Annotated in this window: 22 protein-coding genes and 2 tRNA genes; 7 read left to right on the top strand and 17 right to left on the bottom strand. The window is 66.3% G+C overall.

Annotated features, from left to right (window positions below; translation table 11 throughout):
* The 6 genes from C461_RS01605 to C461_RS01580 all read right to left on the bottom strand — a co-directional run.
* Positions 1 to 2474: BGTF surface domain-containing protein (locus tag C461_RS01605; protein WP_152418289.1), on the bottom strand; the 2474-nt coding region annotated here is incomplete at its 3' end.
* Positions 2475 to 3353: 879 nt separating this feature from the next.
* A tRNA-Gln gene (locus tag C461_RS01600) sits at positions 3354 to 3426 on the bottom strand.
* An 87-nt stretch (positions 3427 to 3513) separates the two neighbouring features.
* Entirely contained in the window at positions 3514 to 4707 is a 1194-nt protein-coding gene (locus C461_RS01595) for a DUF5305 domain-containing protein (RefSeq protein WP_162138516.1), read from the bottom strand.
* Between the two features lie 2 nt (positions 4708 to 4709).
* A complete protein-coding gene (locus tag C461_RS01590) occupies positions 4710 to 5873 on the bottom strand; it encodes a signal peptidase I (protein ID WP_007998055.1) in 1164 nt (387 codons plus the stop codon).
* Positions 5874 to 6175: 302 nt separating this feature from the next.
* Positions 6176 to 7126, bottom strand: a complete 951-nt coding sequence (locus C461_RS01585) for a hypothetical protein (RefSeq protein ID WP_007998047.1) — start codon at positions 7124 to 7126, stop codon at positions 6176 to 6178.
* A gap of 97 nt (positions 7127 to 7223) precedes the next feature.
* The gene (locus C461_RS01580; protein WP_007998045.1) at positions 7224 to 8807 is read right to left on the bottom strand and encodes a CARDB domain-containing protein; all 1584 of its coding nucleotides are present in this window, start codon (positions 8805 to 8807) and stop codon (positions 7224 to 7226) included.
* A gap of 475 nt (positions 8808 to 9282) precedes the next feature.
* On the opposite strand from C461_RS01580, the gene C461_RS01575 reads away from it, so the two are divergent.
* The 4 genes from C461_RS01575 (at position 9283) to C461_RS15730 (ending at position 12284) form a co-directional block, all read left to right on the top strand.
* Positions 9283 to 9864: a DUF7344 domain-containing protein gene (locus C461_RS01575; protein WP_007998043.1), complete on the top strand. Its 582-nt coding sequence runs from the start codon at positions 9283 to 9285 to the stop codon at positions 9862 to 9864.
* A gap of 150 nt (positions 9865 to 10014) precedes the next feature.
* Positions 10015 to 10797, top strand: a complete 783-nt coding sequence (locus C461_RS01570; protein WP_152418288.1) for a hypothetical protein — start codon at positions 10015 to 10017, stop codon at positions 10795 to 10797.
* A gap of 460 nt (positions 10798 to 11257) precedes the next feature.
* Positions 11258 to 11932 (top strand): hypothetical protein, encoded by a 675-nt coding sequence (locus tag C461_RS15250; RefSeq protein WP_152418287.1) that lies wholly within the window; start codon positions 11258 to 11260, stop codon positions 11930 to 11932.
* Positions 11933 to 12134: 202 nt separating this feature from the next.
* Positions 12135 to 12284, top strand: coding sequence for a DUF7550 family protein (locus C461_RS15730; protein WP_007998039.1), 150 nt, complete (start codon positions 12135 to 12137; stop codon positions 12282 to 12284).
* 56 nt (positions 12285 to 12340) lie between these two features.
* On the opposite strand, the gene C461_RS01565 is transcribed toward C461_RS15730, so the two are convergent.
* The 9 genes from C461_RS01565 to C461_RS01530 form a co-directional block, all read right to left on the bottom strand.
* Positions 12341 to 13471, bottom strand: coding sequence for an ABC transporter ATP-binding protein (locus tag C461_RS01565; protein ID WP_049906197.1), 1131 nt, complete (start codon positions 13469 to 13471; stop codon positions 12341 to 12343).
* A 127-nt stretch (positions 13472 to 13598) separates the two neighbouring features.
* Positions 13599 to 15899 carry a phosphoribosylformylglycinamidine synthase subunit PurL gene (gene purL, locus C461_RS01560; RefSeq protein WP_007998037.1) on the bottom strand — a complete coding sequence of 767 codons (2301 nt, stop codon included), beginning with the start codon at positions 15897 to 15899 and terminating at the stop codon, positions 13599 to 13601.
* 75 nt (positions 15900 to 15974) lie between these two features.
* Positions 15975 to 16481 carry a dihydrofolate reductase gene (locus tag C461_RS01555; RefSeq protein WP_007998036.1) on the bottom strand — a complete coding sequence of 169 codons (507 nt, stop codon included), beginning with the start codon at positions 16479 to 16481 and terminating at the stop codon, positions 15975 to 15977.
* Positions 16482 to 16529: 48 nt separating this feature from the next.
* A complete protein-coding gene (locus C461_RS01550) occupies positions 16530 to 17549 on the bottom strand; it encodes an alanine dehydrogenase (protein WP_007998035.1) in 1020 nt (339 codons plus the stop codon).
* Between the two features lie 177 nt (positions 17550 to 17726).
* Positions 17727 to 19373: a thermosome subunit beta gene (gene thsB / locus C461_RS01545; RefSeq protein WP_007998033.1), complete on the bottom strand. Its 1647-nt coding sequence runs from the start codon at positions 19371 to 19373 to the stop codon at positions 17727 to 17729.
* Between the two features lie 596 nt (positions 19374 to 19969).
* Complete coding sequence (locus tag C461_RS15695) at positions 19970 to 20137, bottom strand: hypothetical protein (RefSeq protein ID WP_007998031.1); 168 nt, start codon at positions 20135 to 20137, stop codon at positions 19970 to 19972.
* A gap of 198 nt (positions 20138 to 20335) precedes the next feature.
* Positions 20336 to 20417, bottom strand: a tRNA-Ser gene (locus C461_RS01540).
* Positions 20418 to 20444: 27 nt separating this feature from the next.
* The gene (locus tag C461_RS01535) at positions 20445 to 20720 is read right to left on the bottom strand and encodes a hypothetical protein (protein WP_007998029.1); all 276 of its coding nucleotides are present in this window, start codon (positions 20718 to 20720) and stop codon (positions 20445 to 20447) included.
* A gap of 1 nt (position 20721) precedes the next feature.
* Positions 20722 to 21102 carry a Rid family detoxifying hydrolase gene (locus tag C461_RS01530; protein WP_007998027.1) on the bottom strand — a complete coding sequence of 127 codons (381 nt, stop codon included), beginning with the start codon at positions 21100 to 21102 and terminating at the stop codon, positions 20722 to 20724.
* Positions 21103 to 21224: 122 nt separating this feature from the next.
* Between C461_RS01530 and C461_RS01525 the strand changes: the two genes are divergently transcribed.
* Positions 21225 to 21614 carry a zinc ribbon domain-containing protein gene (locus C461_RS01525; protein ID WP_007998026.1) on the top strand — a complete coding sequence of 130 codons (390 nt, stop codon included), beginning with the start codon at positions 21225 to 21227 and terminating at the stop codon, positions 21612 to 21614.
* A gap of 37 nt (positions 21615 to 21651) precedes the next feature.
* Here C461_RS01525 and ubaA read toward each other — a convergent pair whose 3' ends face one another.
* Positions 21652 to 22464, bottom strand: a complete 813-nt coding sequence (gene ubaA, locus C461_RS01520; protein WP_007998025.1) for an SAMP-activating enzyme E1 — start codon at positions 22462 to 22464, stop codon at positions 21652 to 21654.
* Positions 22465 to 22695: 231 nt separating this feature from the next.
* On the bottom strand, positions 22696 to 23286 hold the full coding sequence (locus C461_RS01515; RefSeq protein ID WP_007998024.1) for a 50S ribosomal protein L15e: 591 nt from the start codon (positions 23284 to 23286) through the stop codon (positions 22696 to 22698).
* 980 nt (positions 23287 to 24266) lie between these two features.
* On the opposite strand from C461_RS01515, the gene C461_RS01510 reads away from it, so the two are divergent.
* Positions 24267 to 24488, top strand: coding sequence for a ribbon-helix-helix domain-containing protein (locus tag C461_RS01510; protein WP_007998023.1), 222 nt, complete (start codon positions 24267 to 24269; stop codon positions 24486 to 24488).
* Positions 24481 to 25203 carry a queuosine precursor transporter gene (locus C461_RS01505; RefSeq protein WP_049906201.1) on the top strand — a complete coding sequence of 241 codons (723 nt, stop codon included), beginning with the start codon at positions 24481 to 24483 and terminating at the stop codon, positions 25201 to 25203. The genes C461_RS01510 and C461_RS01505 overlap by 8 nt, the downstream gene beginning before the upstream one ends.
* Positions 25204 to 25210 lie beyond the last annotated feature (7 nt).

The raw sequence follows: 25210 nt of genomic DNA, 5'->3' as shown, positions 1-25210 counted from the left end.
TCGTCCGTGGAGTCGTCATCCGTGGAGTCGTCGTCCGTGGAGTCGTCGTCCGTGGAGTCGTCATCCGTGGAGTCGTCGTCCGTGGAGTCGTCGTCCGTGGAGTCGTCATCGTCAGGCTCGTCGACCTGCTCGACGACCATTCCGTCAACTTCCGGATCCTCGTCGAGGATCGTGTTGCGGATGGTGATGGTGAACTCGTCGTCGACGTTCTGGTTGCTGAAGTCGAATTCAGCATTCCAGGAGCCGTCGGCGCCGACGTTGACATCCTCAGCCGTCTTGATGAACGACGGGCTCGTACCGGAGTCCGAGCGCACGCGGACAGTCACTTCACTGCCGGGTGCGACATTGGTCGTTCCTTCAACAACCTGACCCTCAGCGTTCGTCACGTTGTAGGGGTCCTGTGCGAAGTCGAAGGTTGCTTCTTCGACACCGAAGGCGGCGTTCACGGACTGGTAGAACTCATTCTTGAGTTCCGTTGTCGTGTAGTCCTCGCGGTCATCGTCGCTGATGTCGAGGAGGCGCTCGTCCTGAACGCGGAAGCGAGCGTCGTACTCTTCGCCTTCTTCAACGTTCGTGTCTTCGATGTTGTACGCAACGAAGATCTGGTCTGTCTCTTCGCTAACGAGAACGAATTCTGCGTTGGCGAGAGCATCTCCCTGCAGCTGCTTGCGCTCTGCATTCGCGGATGCCGAAGATTCAGTCTCGCGGATACGCAGGTCAAGCGAATCGTCGTCATCGATCCCGTCACCGTTGTCGAGGAGATCAGTAACCTGGGCAGCTTCATCGTCTTCGCCAGTGCTCTCGAGGAGGCCCGAGAGACCAGACGCTTCGAACTGGTGAATGACGACGTCGCCCTCGTCGGCGTCCTCGTCGTAGGCGATCGAGTCGGTCTGCGTGACAGCGTCGTTCTCGATCTGGCTCGTCAGCTCGTCGACCTGCTCATCCTCATCGGCGTCGAGGATGTCGTCAACGGTGCTACTCGAAGCCGTCCAGATCTGCTGGTTCGTCGTTTCGCGCGGCTCGATCACGAGCGTCCCCAGAGTATCCGGGTTCTCGAGCGTGTCAGCAGCGTCGCCGCTGGCAGCCACACTCAGGTCGTAGTCACCCGTACCGAGGATGGCGTCGCCCTCGCGAACCTCGTTCTGGCTGAAGCTGGTGATCTCCGCATCAGAGTCGTCAGCGTCTGCAATCGAGACAACGTTGTTGTCAGATGCAGATGCATCGCCATCCATGCCAGCGGTGTAGGTGTTGAAGCGGATCGTCACTTCTTCCTCACCGTCAGCATCGACAGTCACGTTGCCCTGGTAGCCAACGTCTTCCTCGTCACCGATGACGAGTGTTCCTTCGTCGACGTCGTCGTCGAATTCCATGGTGACTTCCGCAACGTCGCCCTGGTTCTCGTTGACGATCTGCTCGCCAAGGCTGACGTCACCTTCTTCGCCCTCGTTCACCGTGATGGACGCAGTGTCGGAAGCGGTCGTGTCGACGACTTCGAATTCGAACTCGTAGTCGTCTGCGTTGATCTCGCTGAAGTTAGCCGAGTAGGTGCCGTCTTCGATGTCGGCATCCGTCGTAACTTCATTGTCGTCGCTTTCGGAAGCGTCGAGGTCACCGAAGATCTGTTCCAGGTCCTCTGCGTCGAGGCTCTCGTCAGCCTCGGTGATCGTCAGCGAGTAGTCGCTCCGGAGGTCGGATTCGACGTCGAAGTCGACATTGGTGTCGCCCTCGTTGTCGACCTCATCCTCGTCGAACTCAACGGAGAGGTCCTGAGCAATGACCTCGAACGTGTTCGAGGAAGTGCCAGAAGAGCCGGCACCGGAGAGGAAGTAGTCACCCTCTGCGCGGTTTTCGGTCTCGACAATGACGTTACCCTGTGCATTCGTGGACAGCTGTGCGCGGGTACGCGTCGTCTCGTCATCGACACGCTCCTGAAGCGTGGGGTTCGCGGAGGCGTTCAGACCGGTCACGAGCAGCGTCTGGCCCTGGAAGACCAGTTCGTTACCGTGGAGGTCTCCGTCGGCGACCACTCGGTCAACGTCTTCATCGTTGACGAGGGCCGTAGCCGAATCCTGCACACCACTGGCATCTACCGGCTCACCAACAGTCTGCGCAGAAGCAGACGTGTTGGTCACGTGAGCAGTGTGGTCTCCGGGGAAACCATCAGCATCTTCAATTTCGATGGTAACTTCTCCCTCTTCGGAGACATCTGAAACACCTGCAACGATTTCATCGGAGCCATCGTTGTAGGTGACAACAACAGAACCGTCAACCGGAGTGCTGTTGTTTCCGTCTGTAATCGTTGCCGTTACCTCTCCATCGTCGCTGAGGTCCTGCTCCTCAAACTCGATGGTATCGTCGCCGTCGACTGCAGCAGCAGGCGCTGCCGCAAAGCCGACTGCAACCATGGAAACCACCATGATAGCCGCAAAGAAGACCGCGTTGGCCTTCGTGCGATAGTTTGTTTCGTTTGTCATTGTTTAGTTGTGTTCTGCATCGACCACAGCAGCTTTCCCGTCACCTTCGAGTCGCGCCCGTTCGTCGTCGCCGCCAACATCCTCATCGGGATGCGACCGGACTCGGTTCTCGGTACTTAATACTGCAGTCATTGGGTAGGGGTTGCAAGCGAAACATGAGGCGGTCGATATAAATGCTTTGTGGGGTGTCATGCGTGTGTGAGACGCTCGCACAGCCTCGTTGGGGGCTGTACCGGCCGATCCGCGTTCGGGCCGCGACGGCGACGGCCGTCTGACGGGTTTATAAATCGTCGATCAGCGGCGGTTCACAGCCGATCGCGGCGCCGATCACCCGCGCCGGGCTTGCGCGCGGACCGCCACCGAAGCGCGGGTAATGCACCCGCCGATGTGCTGTCGATGACGGATCGAACCCAAATCGACGACGTGCCCCGCACCGGATCGATGACGGGGTGACGCGGGAGATGCGGACGGTTACGCTCGGCGTAATAACGGTCGGGGGTGTCGTGCCGTCGCGCTCCAAGTTAGTCTTCGCGCCCGCGTGCCCACGCGAGGAGACCAAACTATCCGCGAGAGCGTCTTCGGCGGGAGTGCTCTCGACAGAGCACCTTCGGAGAGCGTCAACCGACGCGACGGCGACGACGCCCTCACACCCGACGAGTGAAGCGGAGCGATCCACGGCTTGCGGCGTCGGATCCGTCCGGGTAGCCCTCGATCGACGGTCGCTCCGGGCTGTGCCGTTTCCTGCGTCTTTTAAGGGCCGACGCCACGGCCGGCGTCGTGACTCGCGGGATCGTTCGTCGCGGGATCGTCCCGGGCGAATCTCGAACCGGAGAAAGACGCTGGACGTACCCGCGGCTCGCGGAATTGCTCGCCGCAGAATAGTCCCGGGCGGATTCGAACCGCCGTCAATGGCTCCAAAGGCCATTATGATTGGCCACTACACCACGGGACTGCACTCGTCGGTTGCCCGCGCGCCCTCAAGTAGGTTACTTTTCGCAGACCCGCGGCGCCGTCCGGGATCGCCCGCCGCGATCCCGAATCAGTTCGGCTCGTCGCCGTCGGAGCCATCGGCGTCGGCCGCGTCGGCGTCGCCCGCATCGAGGTCGTCCGCCGCGGTATCGGCGGCGCGCGGCTCGTCGGGCTCCGCGTCGGCCGCTCCCTCGGGCGACGGCGGGCGGTACGTGTAGACGAGGTCGGGCGTCACCGCGTGGAACGCGCCGGTCTGGGGGTCCTCGATGACGCCGGTGTCGGAGTCGATCGCGAAGTCGACGAGGTCCCGCAGGCTCCCCGCCGTCGCCGCCTCGCGCTCGTGGACCGACGCGGGCAGCCGGATCTGGGTGATCCATTCGGCGAACTCCGAGCGGTCGTCGCGGTACGCGAGATACTCGCGCTCGGCGGGGGTGAGCGCGAGGTCGTCCCCCCGACGGGCGTACCCGAGCCCGCCGGCCCCGATGAGTCCGATCACGAGCAGGAGCGGCCCGCCGATCGACCGGAGCGGCCCGTAGCTCCGCTCGACGGTGACCTGTTCGGTGCGGTCCGGCGAGTCCGACTGCACGCCGGGGTCGTTGACCGTGTACGTGTCGCCGCCGTGGTCGATGGGCAGCTCGATCGTCCGCGAGTACGAGGTCGCCTCGCCGTCGATCGTCCCGTCGATCGCCACGTCCGTCGTGACCACGATTTCCGTCTCGCCGGGCGACGCGCCCAGCTCCTCCTCGATCGACGTCGCGGTCGCGTCGACCGCGGAGCTGTTGAGCGCGAACGACGCCGCCGCCGTCTCGCCCGGCGCCACGTCGGAGACGGTCTCGTTCGCCAGCGTCTCGCGCTCGCTCCAGTAGACGGTGCCCTCCTCGCCGACGTTGCGGATCACGAGGACGGACTCCAGTCGCACGTCGACGTCGCTGGCGCTCGCGGCCTGATAGGTCGTCTCCGCGTCGACGTCGAGCACCGGCGCGATCCGCGTGAAGTACGTGTTCCGATCGTCGAGCACCGTCCCGGTCGCGAACACGGAGTTCGGCTCTGTCACCTCCGCGGCGTGGACGTACTCGCTCTCGACGGTCAGCGAGGAGACCGTCCGCGTCTCGGTCTCCGTGCCGGGGTCGACGTGCGTCGTGTACGCCACCCCGCCGCCGACCGCGGCGACGAGCAGACAGACCGCGAGGATCGCGGCGAACTGTGCGTGCAGCACCGCCCGAAGCCGGAGGCGGGTTTCGTCTGGGGATGTCGAGGAGCTCATAGTTACCTGTAGAACGCGCGGAGGAGACGGCGGTACAGCGGGGGTTTCGCGCGCGATTCCCGAGAACGGATCCGCGCCGGTTCGCCGCGGAGCAGCACCAGCCCGAGCGCGAGGATGCCGCCGCCGAGCAGCCCGTTGATCGCCGCGAGGGGCGCCCACGGGTGGATCCGGTACAGCGCGTCGATGACGCCCGGCGGCAACACCGCCAGGTACCGGTGCTCGACGACGAACAGCCGGTAGTAGCCGGTCTCGTCGGGGGCGGTAAGCGTCACCGTCGTCTCCGCTTCCCCCCGACTGCCGACGGCGACCCGCTCGGGCGCGACCTCGACGCCGGGGCTCGCCGGCGTGACGTACGCGTACACCGGGACGAGCCCGGCGTTGGGGACGACGTACGGCAGGTCCTCGCTCTGCCCGCTCTCGATGACCGTCGGGTTCTCCGACTCGAACTCGGCGCTCACGACGCCGTACTCCTGTGTGCCGCCCGGAACGACCATCGCCGCGGTCGCCGTCGCCATCAACACGAGCGCGAGGATCCCGACGATGAGGAACACCGAGGTGCCGTCGTCGCGCGAGCGGTCGCGCGCGGCCCGCTCGCGGGTGCCCGACTCGAGGTACCAGTCGACCGCGTACGCGACCGCCGAGAGCCCGAACAGGAGGTACGCCAGCCCCTGTGTCCCCTGTAGCGACCGGACCCCGAACGTGACCGCCAGCCACGTCTGTGCGGAGTCGAGCGCCGACTGGAACGCCATCGCGACCGTCCCGAGGTGGGGGATCACGACCACGCCCCCGCCGACGGTGAGCGCCTTGGCGACGACGTCCGCGTCCTGGACGATCGGCTCACCCCCGTCCTGGTCGGTGAAGGGGTTGTTGTCGCCCTGCGTGACGTACCCTCGCTCCGTCTCCTCGACGACGCGGTGGGTCGTCAGGCCGCCCCCCTCGATCTCCTGGGCGTCGAAGGTGACCACGTCGCCGGGGCCGATCCCGCCCGCGAGCGGCGCCGGAATCGCGATGAAGCCGTCGCCGGGAGCGAGCGTCGGCTGCATGCTCCCGGTCTCGACGAAGCTGAGGAGCACCGGTTGCCCGAGGTACTGTCCCACGATGAGCGAGACGACGACGAGCACGGCGCCGACCTGCAGCGCGATCGAGAGTGTTCGTTTGATGGACATGTGTTGTCGGTGTGTCGTCGTTCCCGCCCCGCGTCGTCACGCACTGCCGCGGCAGGGGTTGGGACGCCGACAGAGGCGGCGACCGCGAACGGGACCGCGACAGCGGCGGCGACGACCCCCGACGCGGCCGGTGCGGTCGGAGCGGCCGGGCCAGTCGGGACGATGTCGTTCGTGTTGTGTTACCGTCAGGTAGCGTCGATCCGTGAATGTCATCGGTGCGTTATAAATTCGCGGTTCCGAGCGGGACCCGTCGCGGGTGAAAGGCGCCGCGTTCCGACCGCGTCGTCGGCCCGAATCCCTCGTCACTCCTCGAACGCACCGCCCGCGAGCAGCGCGAACGGCCCGATAAACGCGAGACAGAACCCGAGCAGGTGGACGTACAGGTTCACGACGCTCCCCTCGCCGGTCGGATCGGCGGGGAAGCCCACGACCGGGTACCCGACGACCAGCACCGCGCCGGCGACGAACAGGTCGCCGTACCCCGGACGCGACGCGATATCCCGAACGCTCCCGAGCGTCGAGCGGCGGAGCCGCACCCCCGTGCTCGACGCGTAGAGAATCCCGAGCAGGACGCCCGCGACCGCCGTGGCGGTTCCCGCGAGACCGAAACCGTCCGTCGATCGCGGAAGCGCGAGCAGCGCGATCCACCCGACCAGCGGGAAGAACGCCGCCGGAAGCGCCCGGAGCGACGCCGACGGAACGAACCGCTCCCGAGCGTACACGCCCAACAGGAGCGGAAGCAGCCCCGCCAGCGCCATGTTGATCCCGGAGAAACCGAAGCCGATCGCGTCGCGGGGGACCGCCAGGTTCAGCGCCGAGAGCGCGATCGGAAACGCGAGCAGGAACGTCGCCAGCGCCGTCAGGAAGAACCGCCGGTGGGCGCTCAACACCGCGATCGCGTATCCGACGCCGGCGAGCAGGGCGTACCCGACCGCGTTGCCGGCGAGGTGGCTCGCATCGAGGTGGACGAAGTGGGATGCGAACGCGGTCGCGAGGGTCGGATCGGTGTACGAGAACGCGAGACCCCGCCGAACCGACTCCGGAAGCGCGAAGACGGCGAGCAGCGCCCCCGGAACGAGGAGGAGCAGCAGGACGTCGACGACGCGAACGCTCGCCGCCAGCTCCGCCCGGAACCCGCTGCTCGCGCTCGCGCTCGCTGGCTCGTTTCTCTCCGGCCCGTCGGCCGGCCCGCCACCCGACCCGTCGTCCGATCCGGCACCCGATCCGTCGGTCGACAGCGCTCTCACGGTCACACCCTCGTAGACCAGCGTATAAGGATTGGCGCCCGCGCAGCGCGCCGATGAGCACGAGCGGGATGCCGTTCGATCGACGCGTCGCACTCATCGGTGTTCACCGTGGTAGCCGCCGGAACAGCGCGACGCCAGCGGTGACCGAGACGAGGAGCGCGAGCAACCCGCCGAGCGCCGCGAGACCGATACCGCCGGGCTCCTCGGTCGGGCCGTCGTCGGCCGGGCCGTCGTCGATCGACTCATCGTCGGTCGCGGTGTCACCGGTCGCAGCGCCGTCGTCGTCCGAACTCCCCGCCTGGGCGTCCCCGTCTCCGTCGCCGCTCGTATCGGTTCCGGCGTCGCCGACGAGCAGCGTGCCGGCCGGGGTCCCGTCGACCGCGAGGTCGTAGCTGCCCGCGGCCTCGACGGCAGCGGCGAGCTCGACCGTCGCCGTCTCGTTCGGGGCGAGCGCGACCGTCTCGTTCGCGATCGGATCGCCGTCGGCGGTCAGCGTGACCGTCTCTTCGCCCGCCGCGCCGCCGCCGTTCGCGACCGTCGCCCGAACGGTCACCTCGTCGCCGGGGTCGATCGCCGCCGGCTCGACGGTCGCGGCCGTCACGTCGTAGCGGGGGACCCGCTCGGCGACCGCGAACGTGGAGAACTCCTCGGTCGTCGCGCGGAAGTGCACGCGGTCCGTCGGGAGCCCTTCGGACTCGACCGCCTCGTCGTCGACGACCGCGACCGGCTTCTCGTCCCACTCGCCCGCGTCGGTCTGCCGGTAGAACGTCACGTCCGCGGGGTCGACGTCGGTCGCGTTGAGACGGTCGCGGTCCGCGCTGAACCGGATCGTCATGCCGTCGACCGCGTCGGGCTCGAAGTCGTGCTCCAGCGCGAGGTACGCCACCGACCGCGGCGCGGTCGGCGCGTCCAGCGCGCTCCCGTTGTCGGGAGGGTCCCGACTCCCCGCCGCGTGCAGTTCGACGCGCTCGTTCTCGACGCCCTCCAGGTCGAGGCCGTCGAGCGTCACGTCCTCGTCGTCGAGCGCCATCCCGTCCGCGCCGAAGCGGACGGTGGCTCCGTGGCCGATGTCGGACGCGACGAACTCTCGCCGGTTCGCGTCCGGCGCCGTCACTGTCGTGGTCAGGCCGCCGCCGGTCAACGACCCCGACGACCCCGAGTCGTCCTCGATGTCCGCCGTCTCGGGGTCCGCAATCGTCGCGTTGATCGAGAACTCGTCGGCGCCCAGTTGCGTCCCCGCGACCTCGTCGCGGGTGTCGATCGAGAGCCCGACCGCGACCGACTCGTTGGGCGCGAGCGTGACGTTGTTCGCCTCTCCCTCGATCGACTCACCGTCCGACGTGAACGTCACCGTCTCGTCGGGGTGATCGATCCACACGCGCGCGTACTCGTCGGCCGTGTACGTGATCGTGAACACGCCGTCCGCCGACGCGAGCGCGTCGGGGTTGACGCCCTCGAAGTCCGCCGGGAGATTCGGGTTCGTCGGCGAGACGTCGACGACGATCTCGTCGTCGTCAGTTAAATAGGCGTAGTTCCCGTTCGGGCCGTCAGCCGGCTGGACCGCGAGGTCGTCGTCCGCGAAGGTGTCCGCCGGGCCGTCGAGCACCGTCGCACCCGTGGCGAACGCCAGCGACCCTGCGGCTACGAGCAGCAGGGCGAGGATCAGGGTGCGGCGGGCGGTGGGCATCTGTTTATTGTGTGGATCACTCCACCGTTTGTTGAATTCGATCAACTCGCATGGTCAACAGTGCCAAGAGAGTTTGCTATCGCGCTGACTCAACAATTGGCGCTTACCAATATCGTTATGAATCGCCAGAAAATCATCTGCGTGATATTAAACGATCGCGACATGTTTCAGGTCCAGCCGGAAGTCCATCTGGCCCTTTCAGGCCCGCCCTGAGATTCGGTCGTAGTTCGTTCAGGGTAACTCAGAACCAGTTATAGGCAAGAACAAATACATTTATATATTGATATAAGTGTGGAGAGAAAAACACGGGGAGGCGTTAGATTCAAATTAGCTAATCCGTACTCTAAGCACTCAAACAGCGTTAAATCGGGGTATTTTTCTTTGTAGTTTGGCGGCTATTTGAACGGCGAGAAAGTTTAGCTAGCTATCATAACCACGGGATTTATGTTGGCGTGCTCATATGTGTCTGACAGAAATGGCGTCGGTACAGCAGATCGAGGGGGGAGGCGGCGAGCCGACGACAGAGATTACCGAGGACGAGCTGTTCGACGTGTTATCGAACCAGCGACGGCGGTTCGCGGTACACCTGTTGAAACGCGAGACGGACGATTCGATCGCGATCGGCGAGATGGCCGAGCAGATCGCGGCGTGGGAAAACGACATCGACACGACGGAGATCACGGGCACCGAGCGCAAGCGCGTCTACACCGCGCTCCAGCAGTCGCACCTGCCGAAGATGGACGAGGCGGGCGTCGTCGAGTTCAACAAGAGCCGCGGGATCGTCGAGCCGACCCCCGCGCTGACCGACATCGACCTCTACATGGACGTGGTGAAGGGCAGGGAGATCCCGTGGAGCGACTACTACCTGGGGCTCTCCGGGGTCGCCGTCGCCCTCGCCGGCGCCGTGTGGGTCGGCGCGTGGCCGTTCGTCCTCCTACCGGAGTTCGCGTGGACGGTCGCGATCGTCGTCGCCTTCGCCTTCTCGGCGATCACGCACAAGTACTACACGACGGAAATGAAGGTTGGCAACCCCGAGGATCCCCCAGAACTGGTGTGAGAGACCCGGTTTCAGGCAGTCGTTGCGGGTCTTCTGGGAGTGTATAACCATAGGGACAGAACGCGTTGGGTAACCTGACCGAAGCGTGGATCTCCATACATGAAACGACGACACCTCATCCTCCTGATCGGCGGCGCGAGCTCCGGCACGATGAGCGTCGGCACCGGCGCGTTCAGCAGCATGGAGGCGGATCGGGGAGTGGAGGTGAACGTCGTATCGGACGACGAGGCGTTTGTGGGATACCGAGCACGTGACAGAATCGTACCGACCGACGAGAACGGCGACGGGATGATAGACCTAGTGACCGTCGAGAACAGATTCCCCGAGAACGTCAACTTAAAAATAACCGACGTCGATGCCAACGTCTCCCCGAAGAACGATGGCGACAGTTCTCCGACGGTCGAGATCGTCGAAGAAAAGCGAGACGAGTTCGGGACAGGAGACACGGATGTGATACTGGGAGAAGTTGACTGTGCGGGTGGCGGAGGGACCTCGCAAGTGGAGATAACCGTCACCGTGGAGGCGACCGGAGTGGTCGCGAAACTGTTCGGCGACACGCGCGAGTTCGACGTGTCGTGCATCGACTCCGTGTCGGAAGTGACCTTCCGCGGCGCGGGAGACGCGGACGCGAGCGCCGGAGGTCGAACGCTCGAAGCGGAGGCGTGGTTCGTCGAACCAAGTGATGGTGAAGACAAGCTCGATCTCGACGACGCTACCGAGGAAGGACCGTTTGACTGGGACACCTCGAAGAAGCTCAGGCACTCGTTCGACGGCGATCCGAGCGGAAAGCTCGTCGCAGTCAGATTCCTCGGAACGAACCAGACGTTCGTGCATCCGGAGTATGACGTCTATGACGACGATCTACCGGACAACTGGGGGACCGGTGCGGGCCAAGAAATCACCGACAGCGAGACAGCAGAGGAAGACGACTGAGCAGATCGGTCCAACTCGCGAACGGGTCTCAGGCGACGCCCCGCAAAAGGTGACAAAGCCCCGTTCGAGCAGCGTTCAATAGACGACAAAGTGACTGAAGAGGTGTGACGGCGACAAACGACTCGGGCGAGGCTCGATCACTGTCTCGACATCCATCCGCGATTGTTCACGTGCCACGGTAGGAGATCGACGGCGAGGACGCAACTCGCGCCCGACCGATCTAATCGGTTCAATCGATCGGGAGCACCGCGGCCGATCTCGCCCCACTGGCGTCGTAGATGGGTGTGTCTGAACCACCACAGACCAGTCCAGAAATCCGTTCAGTCTCCTCCTGAGAACCTTCTGCTGACTCATAACGATAGTGGGTACGCTCCATGGGTGAAGTAGAGCGACCCCGGTGACACGGGATGTCTCGTGTCCTCGGACGCGGGTCGCGTGCGGTAACAGAGGTAGACCAACCATGGAACGACGTAAATTCATCATCGGCGCGGGTGCATTGGCTACGGGAAGCGCGGCTGCAATGGGTACGGGCGCGGTTACGACATTCACTGCAGACCGAAGCGCAAACGTAGCTGAAGTCACCACAGACAGTAGCGGTATCATCTCGCTTAGTGCAGGGACAGGCGCGGATGATTCCGTAGAGATGTCCGATGGGACTCTTTCGATAGATCTCTCCGGAACGAATGGAGAGGGCATCAATTTGGATTCTGTCTACACAATTGGTGATGACCTCGACCAAGTTCGTACGGACCTCGAGGACGTACACACTGCATTTGTTGTGCAGAACAACGACAATGTCGCCCACAATATTTCAGTTGATTACACACTAGATGACCGGAGCTGGGTAGATGAAAGTGATCTAAATTGGCACAGTGATTTCGGAGGATCAAAAATAACGTTCCGCCCATTCGCGCAGGGAAATCCCTGGTCGGATACAAATACTGATTCGCAAACCGTCCCAGATTATCATGAAGGTAACCCGGGAGGAGTTGACTCCGCTTACTTCGGTCCGGGAGAGCAAGTCGCATTCCAAATCATAGTTGATACGACGGGAGAAGACGCGAGTGTCGATGATAATCTGAGCGGAACGCTCGAGATCTCTGTGACGACTCCCGGCCCGGAAAACTCAGAGTAATCTGACTTTGGGCCACGTTTTCAGAATGGTTATTTTACCCCAAGTGAATCGCTCATAGCGCTCCTCGACGCCGATCGTACGTATCGATTCACGTAATGTCTGAGAAGCCTCCCCGGCGATCGTTCCAAATAGGGATGATCGGACATTGCGTCCGTCACACCGTTCAGGTGCCCTTATGTATCCCCCGACCGGATCCGCGAGCATGGACGATCACTCCCACGAACCCGACCCGGACAAGCGCGTGACCGCCCCGATGCAGGAGTTCGGGGGCCGCGAGGTCGGCATCGGCGCGGCCGTCACCCTGATCGGACTGCTGATCGCGTACGTCATCCCGTTCCTGTTCACGTTCTGATCGACGCCGCTGCTCGCGGTTTATAAACACACCGAGAACTGCCGATAGCGGCCCGCTTACCGCGGGTACCAGGCGAGCGGGTGGTCCGCGGTGAGGTCCAGACTCACCGGTTCGTCGAGGTCGAACTCCTCGACGTGGTTGTGCAGGCAGTGGACGACGTCGCCGGACTCCAACTCTACGCGATAGACGAACGAGGGGCCGACGTACTGCCGCGAGACGATAGTTCCGTCGGCCAGTTCGGCGGTCGCGGGGGTCGCCCGCAGGTCGTCGGGGCGGACGAGCACGTCGACGGGCGCCCCGTCGTAGACCGTGTCGTACCCCTCCAGCGTGACGGCGTCGAACCGGCCGATCCCGGTCTCGACTTTCCCGTCGCGGAGGTGGCCCTCCAGGAACGACGCCCGACCGAGGAAGGAGGCGACGAACTTCGACTCGGGCCGCTCGAAGACGGCTTCCGGGCGGCCGACCTGTTCGATCTGTCCGTCGTTCATGACGGCGACGCGGTCGGAGATCGAGAGCGCCTCCTCTTGGTCGTGGGTGACGGAGACGGCGGTGACGCCCGCGTCCTTCAGGATGCGGCGGACCTCCTCGCGCATCTCCACGCGGAGGCGCACGTCGAGGTTCGAGAACGGCTCGTCGAGCAACAGAACGTCCGGCTCGGGCGCGAGCGACCGGGCGAGCGCCACGCGCTGTTTCTGTCCGCCCGAGAGCTGGTCGGGCGTCTTCTCGCCGTGTTCGGGCATGTCGACCAGTTCGAGCAGGTCGTCGACGCGCGCCGCGGTCGCCTCCTCGTCCGCGTCCTCCAAGCCGAACGCGATGTTCTCGCGGACGGTGAGGTGCGGGAACAGCGCGAAGTTCTGGAAGACGATGCCGACGTCCCGCTGCTCCGGCGGGACGAACGCGCCGTCGCCGGCGACGGTCTCGCCGCCGAGGGTGATCCGGCCGTCCGTGGGCTCCTCTAACCCGGCAATCGTCCGGAGCGTCGTCGTCTTGCCGCACCCGGACGGCCCGAGGAACGTGAGGAGTTCGCCGGGCCGCACGTCGAGCGATACGCCGTCGACGGCGGTCTCGGGACCGAACTCCTTCGTGACCGCCGACAGCGACAACACCGAATCCGGCGCGGACTCGGCGGGCGTTCCACTCGACTCCCCGCTCGACCGTCTCGTGCCGACTGATTGCGTTTGTGCCATCGGTGTATCGGGCGCCGCGTCGGGCGTCGTCCCGTGATTGCCACCATATATTTTAGGAGTACCTAAAAGCATATCGCTCGCTTTCCCGTGGTGACAATGGCGGTCGACGCTCCGCGGCCGCCGCGGTTCAGGCCAGTTCGCGCTCGATCACACCGCGGAGGTCGCGGATCGCGTCCGCGTCGAGCGCGACCGACTCGTCGTCGACCGAGAGCGACAGCGTCCCGTCGGTCGTCACCTCGCCGAGCCGGAGGACGGGGACGTCGCCGGCGAGGTCCGCGACCGCCTCGGGGTCGGTCGTCTGGACGACGAGCCGACCGGGCGTCTCCTCGAAGGCGGCGACGCGGTCGGGAAGCGTCACGTCCGCGCCGGCCGCGTCGGTCACCAGCTCCGCGAGCGCGACCGCGAGTCCACCGTCGCTCACGTCGTGGGCCGCGAGCGTCGACTCGTGGCGCGCGACCGCCGCGAGCGACGCGATCAAGTCGGCGAGCGCGGGGGAGTCGGGGGCGGAGTTGGAGTCGGAACCGGAGTCGAAGTCGGGAAGCGCCGGGAACCGATCCGACCCGCCGGCCTGCGCAAGGTACTCGGAGCCGCCGAGAGCGCCGCCGCCGGCACCGACGAGCAGGAGTTCGGAGTCGGCCGCACGGTCGCCGTCGAGGGCGGCCGGCGGGGCGTCGTACCCCTGTTTGGTCCCGAGCAGCGCGAGCGTCGGGGTCGGCGGGATCGGCCCCGCGACGCTGTCGTTGTACAGCGAGACGTTACCGCCGACGACGGGCGCGTCGAGCGCGGCGCAGGCGTCTGCGAGCCCGTCGACGATCCCCTTGAACGCGCCGTACACGTCCGGCTTCTCCGGGTTGCCGCCGTTGAGGCAGTCGACCGCCGCGAGCGGGACCGCGCCCTTCGCGGCGAGGTTGGTCGCGTTTTCGAGGGCGACGGCGCGAGCCCCTTCGTACGGGGCGGTCTCGGTCCAGTTCGGGTTCGCGCCCGACGAGAGCGCGAGACCGACGCCCTGATCGTCCGGGGCGAGGTCGGCCGCGTCGCTCGACGCGGTCTCTCGGATCGCCATGATCGCGGCGTCGTCGCCGGGTTTTCTCGCGGTGCGAGCGCCGACTTCGTGGTCGTACTGGCGGTAGACCCAGCGCTTGCTCGCGGTCGACGGCGCGGCGACGACCGACTCGACGGCCTCGTCGAGCGCGGGCGCCGGGTCCGGGAGGTCTCGCTCCGGTTGCGTCGGAGCCTCGCTCGCGAGGTCGTTCATCGGGGCGCCGTCGGCGAGGAACTCGGCGTCGACGTCGACGACGATTTCGGGCTCGGCATCGGCGGCGTCGCCCTCGGCGTCCGCCTCGGCGTCGCCGGCGAACGTACAGACGTAGTTCCCGTCGGTCACGTCGCCGATGACCGAACAGCCGAGGTCGAACCGGTCGGCGAGCGCGGCGACGCGATCGACGTTCTCCGGGGCGACCTCGTAGCACATCCGCTCTTGGCTCTCGGCGAGCAGGATCTCCATCGCGTTCATGTTCGGCTCGCGCTGGTGGACGGCGTCGAGGTCGATCCGGGCGCCGAGCCCGCCCTTCGCGACGAGTTCCGAGGAGGCGCCGCCGAGACCGGCCGCGCCGAGGTCCCGCGCCGAGAGAACGAGGTCCTCGTCGACGAGCGCCTCGTTGCACTCGATCAGCCGCTTTTCGGCGTAGGGGTCGCCGACCTGCACCGCGGGACGGTCCTCCGTCTCGGCGTCTTCGGCGAGGTCCTCCGAGGCGAACGACGCGCCGCCGAGGCCGTCGCGTCCGGTGCCGTTGCCGACCAGAACCAGCTTGTTGCCGGGCTCTTGGGCGGTGGCGGTGACGAGTCGCTCCTCGTTCGTGAGACCGACGCAGGCGACGTTGACGAGGGGATTCCCCTCGTAACCGCCGTGGAAGGCGACGCTACCGCCGACGGTCGGGACGCCGATGCAGTTGCCGTAGTGGGAAATTCCCTCGACGACGCCCTCGAAGAGGTACCGCGAGCGCTCGCGGTCGAAGCCGCCGAAGTACAGCGAGTCGAGGAGAGCGATCGGGTACGCGCCCATCGACATGGTGTCGCGGACGATGCCGCCGACGCCGGTGGCGGCCCCGTCGAACGGGTCGACGAAGGAGGGGTGGTTGTGGCTCTCGACGCCGAAGGTGACGTACTGGTCGCCGTAGTCGTCGGCGTCGCGGTCGGCGGGCGGCGTGTCGGCGGCCGCAGGCTCCGGCAACGCGAGCACGGCCGCGTCATCGCCGGGCCCGACGACGACCTGATCGCCCTCGCTGTCGAACGCCGACAGGAGGGGACGCGAGGAGCGGTACGCGCAGTGCTCGCTCCAGAGGTTCTCGAACAGCGCGACCTCGGCCGTCGTCGGTTCCCGGCCGAGCTCGGCGGCCACGAGCTCGTGGTCCGGTTCGGGCAGACTCATTCACTTACGTGATTATCGAGCCGGTTCTAATGCTTTTCTATGCGCACGTTTGTGTGGTGTGTCCGCGTCGAGTCGTTAGGCCGACCCCACATCCCGCACCCACTCGCGGAGCGTGAACCGGTCGTACGGAGTCTCGCGTTCCACCGTCCACTCCGCGTCGTCCCACGCGGGAAAGTACGTGTCGCCCTCGTAGGCGCCGTCGACGTGGCTGAGGACCATGCGGTCGACGTGGGGCGCGAACAGGTCGTAGATGCCGCCACCGCCGAGGACGTAGACGATTCCGTCGGGGAAGTCACCGTCGGCGAGGATCCGGCGGGCCTGTTCGATCGCCTCCTCGGCGCCGCCGGCGACGACCGCGGACGGCACGTCGACCGACGACACGCTGCGGCTCACGACGATCTGGCGGGCACCGGGGAGGTCGTCGCGCATCGAGTCGAAGGTCCGCCGACCGAGGATGACGGGCGAGCCCGCGACGCGCTCGCGGTACTGCCGGACGTCCGCCTCGATGTGGGGCCACGGGACTTCGCCGTCCCTGCCGATCACCCGGTTCTCCGCGAGCGCCGCGACGCTGACGAGTTGCACGCGAGTTCCTAGGGGCGGCGGCGTCAAAAAGGAGCGGGCGTGCGCTCGCTACTCGGCCAGCCCGAGCAGGTCGAACGGGTAGCCGTTGTCGTGGGCGTCGGCCTGTTCGTAGACGACGCGGGCGGCCGCGACGTCCTGGATCGCGAGGCCGGTCGAGTCGAAGACGGTGACGCCCTCGACGCCGTCGTCGCGACCGGGCCGGTTCCCGACGACGATCTCGCCGATCTCGCCGTAGATGTCGGCGTCGGTGAGCGTGCCGGCGGCGTACGGGACGTTGATCTCGCCGGAGTGCGTGCACTGCTCGTGGTCGTCGATGACGACGGTGGCGTCGAGCAGGAGGTCGTCGGCGAGTTCGTGTTTCCCCGCGGCGTCGGCGCCCATCGCGTTGATGTGCGTGTGCTCGCCCACGTCGTCGGGGCCGACGATGGGGGTCTCGACGGGCGTCACCGTCGAGAGGATGTCGCAGTGGCCGGCCTCCGCGATGGAGCCGGCGCGGACGTCGAAGCGGCCCTCGAAGGCGTCGATGAAGTCGGCGACGCGCTCCTCGTCGAGGTCGCTGATCACGACCTCCTCGATGTCGCGGACCTCGGCGATCGCGTCGAGTTGGGTGTACGACTGGACGCCGGCGCCGACGATCCCGAGCGAGGTCGCGTCGGGGACCGCGAGGTGGTCGGTGGCGACGGCGGCGGCCGCGCCCGTGCGCTTCATCGTCAGCGTCGTCCCGTCGAGGATCGCCAGCGGGAACGCCGTCTCGGGGTCCGAGTAGATCATCGTCCCCATCACCGTCGGGAGATCGTGATCGGTCGGGTTGTCGGTGTGGACGTTCACCCACTTGATCCCGGCGGCGTCCCAGCCGGCGTCCTCGGCGGTGTCCTCGGTGCGGACGTCGAGGTAGGCCGGCATCGACCGGAAGTCGCCGTTGTACTCGGGCAGGTCGATGTACGACTTCGGCGGCATCTTGGCGTTTCCGCGCTCGTAGGCGGTGAAAGCGCCTCGAACCGCATCGATGACGCGGTCCATGCGGGCGTTCTCGTCGACGTCGTCGCTGTTGAGAAGCAGCGTCTGCATGTCACAAAATTTGCCGGACGGTATTTAGAGGCTTCCGGATCGGCGGCGACCGCGAGACGGCACTCGGCGGTCGGCGTCAGAGTGCGAAAAATAACGGAAAAAACGTGCGAACGCGCAGTCGATCGACGGTGCTACGGGGTCGTCAGCGCAGTGGGGTGGGGCGTCTCCGTCCCGACGTTACATCGCCCCGCCCATGCCGCCCATCCCGCCCATGCCGCCGGCCGGGGCGCCGCCCTCGTCGTCGCCGCCGGAGGTGGACAGGTCGCCGGCCGAGATGATGTCGTCGATTTTCAAGACGAGGTTCGCGGCCTCCGCGGCGGAGGCGATCGCCTGCTCTTTCGCGTGGGCCGTCTCGACGACGCCGGCCTCAGTCGTGTTCTCGACCTCGCCGGAGAAGACGTTCAGCCCGGCGTCGGTGTCGCCGGCCTCGTGGGCCGCGCGGAGGTCGACGAGCAGGTCGATGGCGTCAAGCCCGGCGTTCTCGGCGAGCACGCGCGGGATCAGTTCCAGCGAGTCGGCGAACGCCTCGACCGCGAGCTGCTCGCGGCCGGAGACGGAGTCGGCGTAGTCGCGGAGTCGGCTCGCGAGTTCGACCTCGATGGCGCCGCCGCCGGGGAGCGTCCGACCGTCGGAGACGGTCGTCGCGACCACGTCGATGGCGTCCTCGATACCGCGTTCGAGCTCGTCGACGACGTGATCGGTGGTGCCGTACAGGAGCAGGGTGACGCCGTGGGCGTCCTCGCCCTCGACGTAGAAGAGCCCCTCCTCCTCGTCGCGGGTGATCGTGCCGGTCGCGAGGTCGTCGGCGGACAGCGAGTCGAGGTCGCTGACGATCGGCGCGCCGAGGACGTTCTTGAGGAACCCGAGGTCGGACTTCTTCGTGCGGCGGACCGCGAGAATGCCCTCTTTCGCGAGGTAGTGCTGTGCGAGGTCGTCGATGCCCTTCTGACAGAAGACGACGTCGGCGCCCGAGTCGACGATCCGGTCGACCTTCTCGCGGAGCTGTTTCTCCTCCTGATCGAGGAACTTCTGGAGCTGGTCGGGGGACTCGACGTTGACAGCGGTGTCGACGTCCGCTTCCTCGACCTCGATCGGATCGTTGAGGAGGAGGACGTTCGCCGATTCGAAGTCGGTCGGCATGTCGTCGTGGACGGGGTCCTTGTCGATGACGGCGCCCGAGAGCAGCTCCGACTCGCCGGCTGCGCGGCCGGTTCGGGTCTCGATGTTGAGGTTCTGGAGGTCGACGACGTGCGAGCCGTCGTCGGCCTCGACGGTGACGCCCTGGATCGCGCGAACGACCAGATCAGCGAGCGTCTCCTTGTCGAGCTCCGCGCCCTTCCCGGTCATCGACGTCTCGGCGACGCTCTTCAGCGTCGCCGCGTCGTCGGGGTCGACCGTGGTCGCGACTTCGTCGACCTGTTCGCGGGCGTACTCGCTCGCGAGGTTGAAGCCCTTGATGACGGCGGTCGGGTGGATGTCCTGTTCGAGCAGCTCCTGGGCGTTCTTCAGCAGTTCGCCCGCGATGGCGACCGCGCTCGTCGTACCGTCGCCGGCCTCGTCCTCCTGGGTCTCGGCGACCTCGACGATCATTTCGGCGGTCGGGTTGTCGATGTCCATCGTCTGCAGGATGGTGACGCCGTCGTTCGTGATGGTGACGCCGCCCGTCGAATCGACGAGCATCTTGTCCATCCCTTTCGGTCCGAGCGTCGACCGTACGGACTCGGCGACGCCTCGCGCCGCGGAGATGTTGTACTCCTGTGCGTCACGATCCTTGACGCGCTGGGCGTCGTCGCCCATGATGATCATCGGCTGACCCTGCTGCATTCGCTGGCTCATACAGCGTTTGATTGATTGTGATTCTATATAAACCCATCGTTGATTGGCGATCCGGTAGCGGCGTCGAATCGGCAGCGGCAAACGCCGAAATCGCATGACACCGCAGTCGTCCGGATCAATTTATGTGGGTAGTTAGCATGGATCTGGATGACGATCAGATCGCGTCGAGCGGGCAGTTTATATACTCAAAATTGGTGTCCGATGTGGGATCCGCTCAAGGCGGCGGCAGCAGCGATCGAGGGCGAGAGTGAGTGGATCGATCGGCTGGAGTGACCGTTTATAGATGAAACAGTGGTGTTGCTGTCGACTGTTTATCAGTCGTTGATCGTGGCAGAAACGGTGCTAACGGCTCGACCGCACCGCACAGCTCCGCACCGCACACCTCCCCAGCCTCGTCGGGCGCTTCTCACGGCCGCCGGGGGCGGCCGTTTGGACGCGCGCCACCGCAGTCGTTCAGTTATAAAATAGTCGCCGCTGCCGCTCTCGATCAGGTATAAATCACGTCGCCACTGGCGGTCTGCAACACCCACTCCCGGCGCCGATCGCGGAAGCAGTGAGAATTCCCGTCGAGAACCGACCGCGGCTCACCGATCGATTTCGACGTCGGTGGTGAGATACTCGGAGTCGAGTTCGTCAAGCGTCGGCTCCGGCGGTTCCTCGGCAGCGGCGAGCTCGCGGCGGTTCAGGTGGCTCTCCAGCTGTTGACGCTTGTTTCGCCCTTTCCGCTCGCGGCCCGATTTCGTGTCTGGCATCGTCACCCGTGACAACGTTACCCACACTAATGAGTCTTCTGGCGGGGCGGTCGTCTGTGTCGCTGTCGTCGCTGTCGTCGCCGTCCTTGTCGTTCACGGCGTCGCTGTCGCCGGTACTCGGCGGTCGACGGTCGGGTCGAAAACGCGATCGTCAGTGAGATCACAGGCGTTGCTCGGTGCGAGACAAATCGCGGAAAACGCCAGGAGAGGGATTTGAACCCCCGATCCCGGAAGGGAACACGCTTTCCAGGCGTGCGCCTTACCACTCGGCCATCCTGGCTCACTCCGAGATAATCCGGTGGGACTGTTAAGTCCTTCTTTTCGCGTGGAGTCGATGCTCCGTCACGTACGCGAGGCCGCCGGACGCGACGGCGATCGCGCCCGCGATCGCGAACAGGCCCGCGTACCCCACGGGCAGATCGCCGACGCCGCCGATCAGGAGGTAGCCCTGTGCGAGGACGAGGAACGCGAATCCCCCGACAGCTCCCCACAGGGCGGCCGACTTCGCCCGGACGCGCTCTGAGAGCGGATCGGCCGATGGTCCCCGACCCGCGTCTACGGGGCCCGCGCCGTCGCCGCTCATCCTACTCGACGACCGCGACCGCCTCGATCTCGACGCCGACGCCCTTCGGGAGCGCCCCGGCCTGTACCGCCGAGCGGGCCGGCGGCGACTCGTCGAAGTAGCCGGCGTACGTCTCGTTCATCTCGTCGAAGTCGTCGATGTCGGCCAGAAACACCGTCGTCTTGAGCACGTCGGCGGGCGCCGCACCCGCCGCTTCCAGCACCGCCACGAGGTTGTCGAGCGCCTGTTCGGTCTGGTCGGCGATCGAGACGTCGTCGAGGAGGTCGCCGTCGGGAGTCAAGGGGATCTGGCCGGCGGTGAACACGAGGTCGCCGTTCGTCGTCGCCTGGCTGTACGCGCCGACCGCCTCCGGGGCCGCGTCGGTGTGGACCGTCTCTTTCATACGGATCGCCGTTCGGCGGGCACCACTAAGAGTTCCCGGGACCGAATTTCGTCAACTAATGTATTGTGACATGGTACCAAACACCGTTGTACATATACGCTTCGACCGCTAACGATCGAGACATGACGGGAGGCCACCTCGTCCCGATCGCGGCGATCCTCGCTACGGTGGTCCTGATCAACCTCGTGATCACCTGGCTGCTCGTGCGGTGGGACCGTGACCCCGCCGAGCTGTTGGGTGCGGCCCGGTACGTCCCGGAAGACGACGAGGAGCCGGGGTCGACGACGCTGCGAACCACCGCGGGCACCGAACGACACCTATCCCGGTCCGATCCCGACGACGGACCGGACCCGCCGCCGCTCGACGTCGACGGGGACACCGTCGTCTGTCGCCACTGCAACGCGGAGAACCGGCCGGGGTACCGGTACTGCCGGTGGTGTGTCCGGTCGGGGTTCGTCGACGACGAGGCGGGTGCGGCGCCGGGATCGGCGATGACGGAAGGGTCGTTTTGAGCCGGCGGAGCGTGACCGCGTCGACGATCGGGGGCGGTCAGTCGGCGTCGACGCGGCAGCCGCCCGAGTAGTCGATGCCGTCGATCGTCTCGATGCCGTCGTCGCCACAGACCGGGCAGTCCGGGTTCCGCTGGTACGGGACCGTCTCGAAGGTCATGTCCATCGCGTCGTAAAACAGCAGCCGGCCGTCGAGCGTCTCGCCCGCGTCGAGTAGGAGCTTGACGGCCTCCGTCGCCTGAATGCAGCCGACCGTGCCGGGGAGCACGCCGAGCACCCCCGTCGTCGCGCAGTCCGGGACCGTCCCCGGCTCGGGCGCCTCCGGGAACAGACACCGGTAGCAGGGTCCGTCGGGGACGAGCGTCGTCGCCTGCCCCTCGAACTTGTAGATGGCGCCGTGGGCCACGGGGACGCCCTCGATCCGAGCCGTGTCGTTGACGATGTACCGAGTGCGGAAGTTGTCCGCGCAGTCGACGACGAGGTCGTAGTCGGCGATCAGCTCGCGGGCGTTCCCCTCGTCGAGGCGCACCTCGTGGCGCTCGACCGTGACGTCGGGATTGAGCCGGTCGACGTACCGCGCCGCGGACTCGACTTTCGGCTCACCGACGTCCGCGTCGCCGTGGATCACCTGCCGCTGGAGGTTCGAGCGCTCGACCACGTCGTCGTCGACGATGCCGATGGTGCCGACGCCGGCGGCCGCGAGATACTGGATGACCGGAGCGCCGAGCCCGCCCGCACCGAGCACGAGGACGCGCCCGTCGAGGAGGCGTTGTTGCCCCTCGGGACCGACCTCGTCCATGATGACGTGTCTGGAGTAGCGGTCGAGCTGCGTGGCGTCGAGCGAGAGACTCATGTCTGAGAGTGAGGAGTGGTGGCGTATAACGGCTTTCCCGAGCAGGTGTGCGGACGGCGCGGAAAGCGACGCGAGTGTCGGCGGCGCGGGACGGCTCGGAAAGCGGCCCAGACGCCGGCGTCGTCACTAGACGGGTTGAGGCCAAAATAAAAACGTGATCGGCGTGCGGTCGAGCGCCCAGCGCTCCCGAGACGGGAGTCGGTGGGTGAACGGGCGTGAACTGACCGGGGGTTACTTGCCCTGCCGGTCGTTGCCCGTGACGCTCGGGCGCGTGTTCTCCGTCCCCTTGCCACGGGTGCGCTGCCCGCGACCCTTGGTCCCGGCGGAGGTGAGTCCGCGGAAGGCGCGGCCCTTGTGGTCGTCGGAGGTGATCCAGCCGAGGTCGGTGTCGTTCTCGATCGCGGGGTGGTTCGGGTCCACCAGGATCACTTCGTGCCACTTCTGGGAGCCGTCCTCGCCGACCCAGTAGGAGTTGAGCACGCGGAGGTTGCGGTACTTACGCGAGGCGCGCTCCTCGGAGATGCGCTGGATCGACTTGCGTCGCGAGAGGCGGTTGACGCCCTGGCGCTTGGAGCGACGGCCCGCCTTGTGGCGCTGCTTGCGCGAGCCGCCCTTGCGGACGCTCACGCGGGCCACGACGACGCCCTGCTTGGCCTTGTAGCCGAGTTCGCGGGCCTTGTCGAGACGGGTGGGGCGCTCGATGCGCTCGATGGCGCCCTGGTCGCGCCACTCCTGTTTGCGCTGCCACTGCAGTTCCGCCAGTTTCCCCTCCTTGGGGGACCGCCATGCGTCCTTGATGTGCGAGTAGAAGCTTCGTGCCATTGGTGTATCCGCGGACGGTTGCGATTCAGCCGCGAGGCGGCCACATGTCGTCTCGTCCCGGGCACAGGGAGCGCGTCCCCGGCGCCGGTGGCGAGTGCCCGCTGTGTCCGCACCAGCGAGTTGTCCGTATTTCCGTCGGTTCGCTGTTAAGCGCTTCGCTCCAGGGTTCGCGTGCGTGTGGGTGACAGACAGGTGTCGGAACAGAGACGGGCAAAGACGCAGAGAGACCCGGTTGAACAGCGAGGCAACCCAACAGCGAGGTGACGCAATAACGAGGTAACCCAACAACAAGGCAACGCAACGGAGCTGCGGCTGCCGATCTGTCGGCGGTGATTCAGCGGAGAACGCGTGCGGACCCGTCGTACCGGGTCACCGTCGCGCGGGGCCGCCGTCGCACGGGCGGTGCGGCCGGGAACCGTTGCGGGGCGACAGCGCCCTCGCGAACCTCGGCCGCGGCGCGCCGATCTCGATGCCAAGTCGGGACGGTGGCGAACCGCGGCCGACCGGGTTCCGCTCGGCGACGACACCCGAAAAACGCTCGGCAACCTATGAATAGTTGTCGGCGGCGGCTGCCGCGGTCCTCGCGTCCTGTGCGTTCGCTCCGTCCATCCGCCGCAGCTTTAGGCGGATCGGGCACGCACGTGGACTCGGGCGCGGACGGCCACGCCACCGCCTCGGGTAGGGGGTCGTGGCCGTCCGCGCGCCATTTCCCCCGGTACGGTCTCCGCTTCGAAGCGTCACGCGCCGGTCGACCAGCGCCCGATCGCCGGGCCGAACGACCGCCGCGAACGCGGATTCGATAGCGTCGGCAGACCCGCGAACGCGACAGACCCGTGAGGCACACCCGTGCGCGCTCGCGCACGGCCCGCACGAGACGGGTCGATCGCGGTGGTCGGCCGTACTCCCCGAACGCGCGGTTGATACTCCCTGACGAATAGTCGGATAATAACTCTCTTTGTGCTCCCCGCGGAGATGTCGGTATGCCAAAGATCAGCGTCGAGATCCCCGGCGAGCTGCTCGCGGACCTCGACGAGCACGTCGGCGACGACGGGAAGTTCGTGAACCGCAGCGACGCCGTCCGGGCGTCCATCCGTAAGACGCTGGACGTGCTGGACGAGATCGACGCGCGCCACGATCGGCTCACCGATGAGGTGGGAGACGATGCAGGCGGGACCGACGGCGACGACGCGGCCGATGAGTAAACGGGCCGTCGCGGGCACCGACGGTCCGTTCGCGACCGATCCCCTCGACCGTACCGCGGTGGCCGCGGTCGGACTGATCACCCTGTTCGTCGTCGCGCTCGCGACCGCGCAGGTGACCGCCGCGAAGGTCATCGCCTTACCGCTCCCGTTCGGGCTCCCCGTGGTCGGGCCCGAGATCACGCTGCCGGGCGCCGCGCTCGCGTACGCGCTCACCTTCCTCGCGTCCGACTGTTACGCCGAGCTGTACGGCCGCCGCGCCACGCAGGTGGTCGTCAACGTCGCGTTCCTCGCGAACTTCCTCGTGCTCGCGCTGGTGTGGTCGACGCTCGCGGCGCCGGGGATCGATCCCGAAGTCGCCGCCGCCTTCGACACCGCACTCGGCCCCGCGACCAACGTCGTCGCCGGGAGCCTCCTCGCGTACCTCGTCAGTCAGAACTGGGACGTGTTCGTCTTCCACGCGATCCGCGACCGCACCGGCCGGAGCATGCTGTGGCTGCGCAACATCGCCTCGACCGCGACGAGCCAGGCGCTCGACACCGCGATCTTCGTCGGCGTCGCGTTCTTCGCCGCCCCGACCCTGTTGGGCGTCGGCGACCCGCTTCCGCCCGCGGTCCTGCTCTCGCTCGGACTCGGTCAGTACCTCCTCAAACTCGCGATCGCCGTCCTCGACACGCCGATCGTCTACCTCGTCGTCGGCGCCGTCCGGCGCGAGTAGGCGACCT

Source organism: Halorubrum aidingense JCM 13560 (assembly GCF_000336995.1).
Lineage (GTDB): Archaea > Halobacteriota > Halobacteria > Halobacteriales > Haloferacaceae > Halorubrum > Halorubrum aidingense.
Note: the sequence above shows the minus strand (reverse complement) of the source record. Positions and strands in the feature narration are given on the sequence as shown.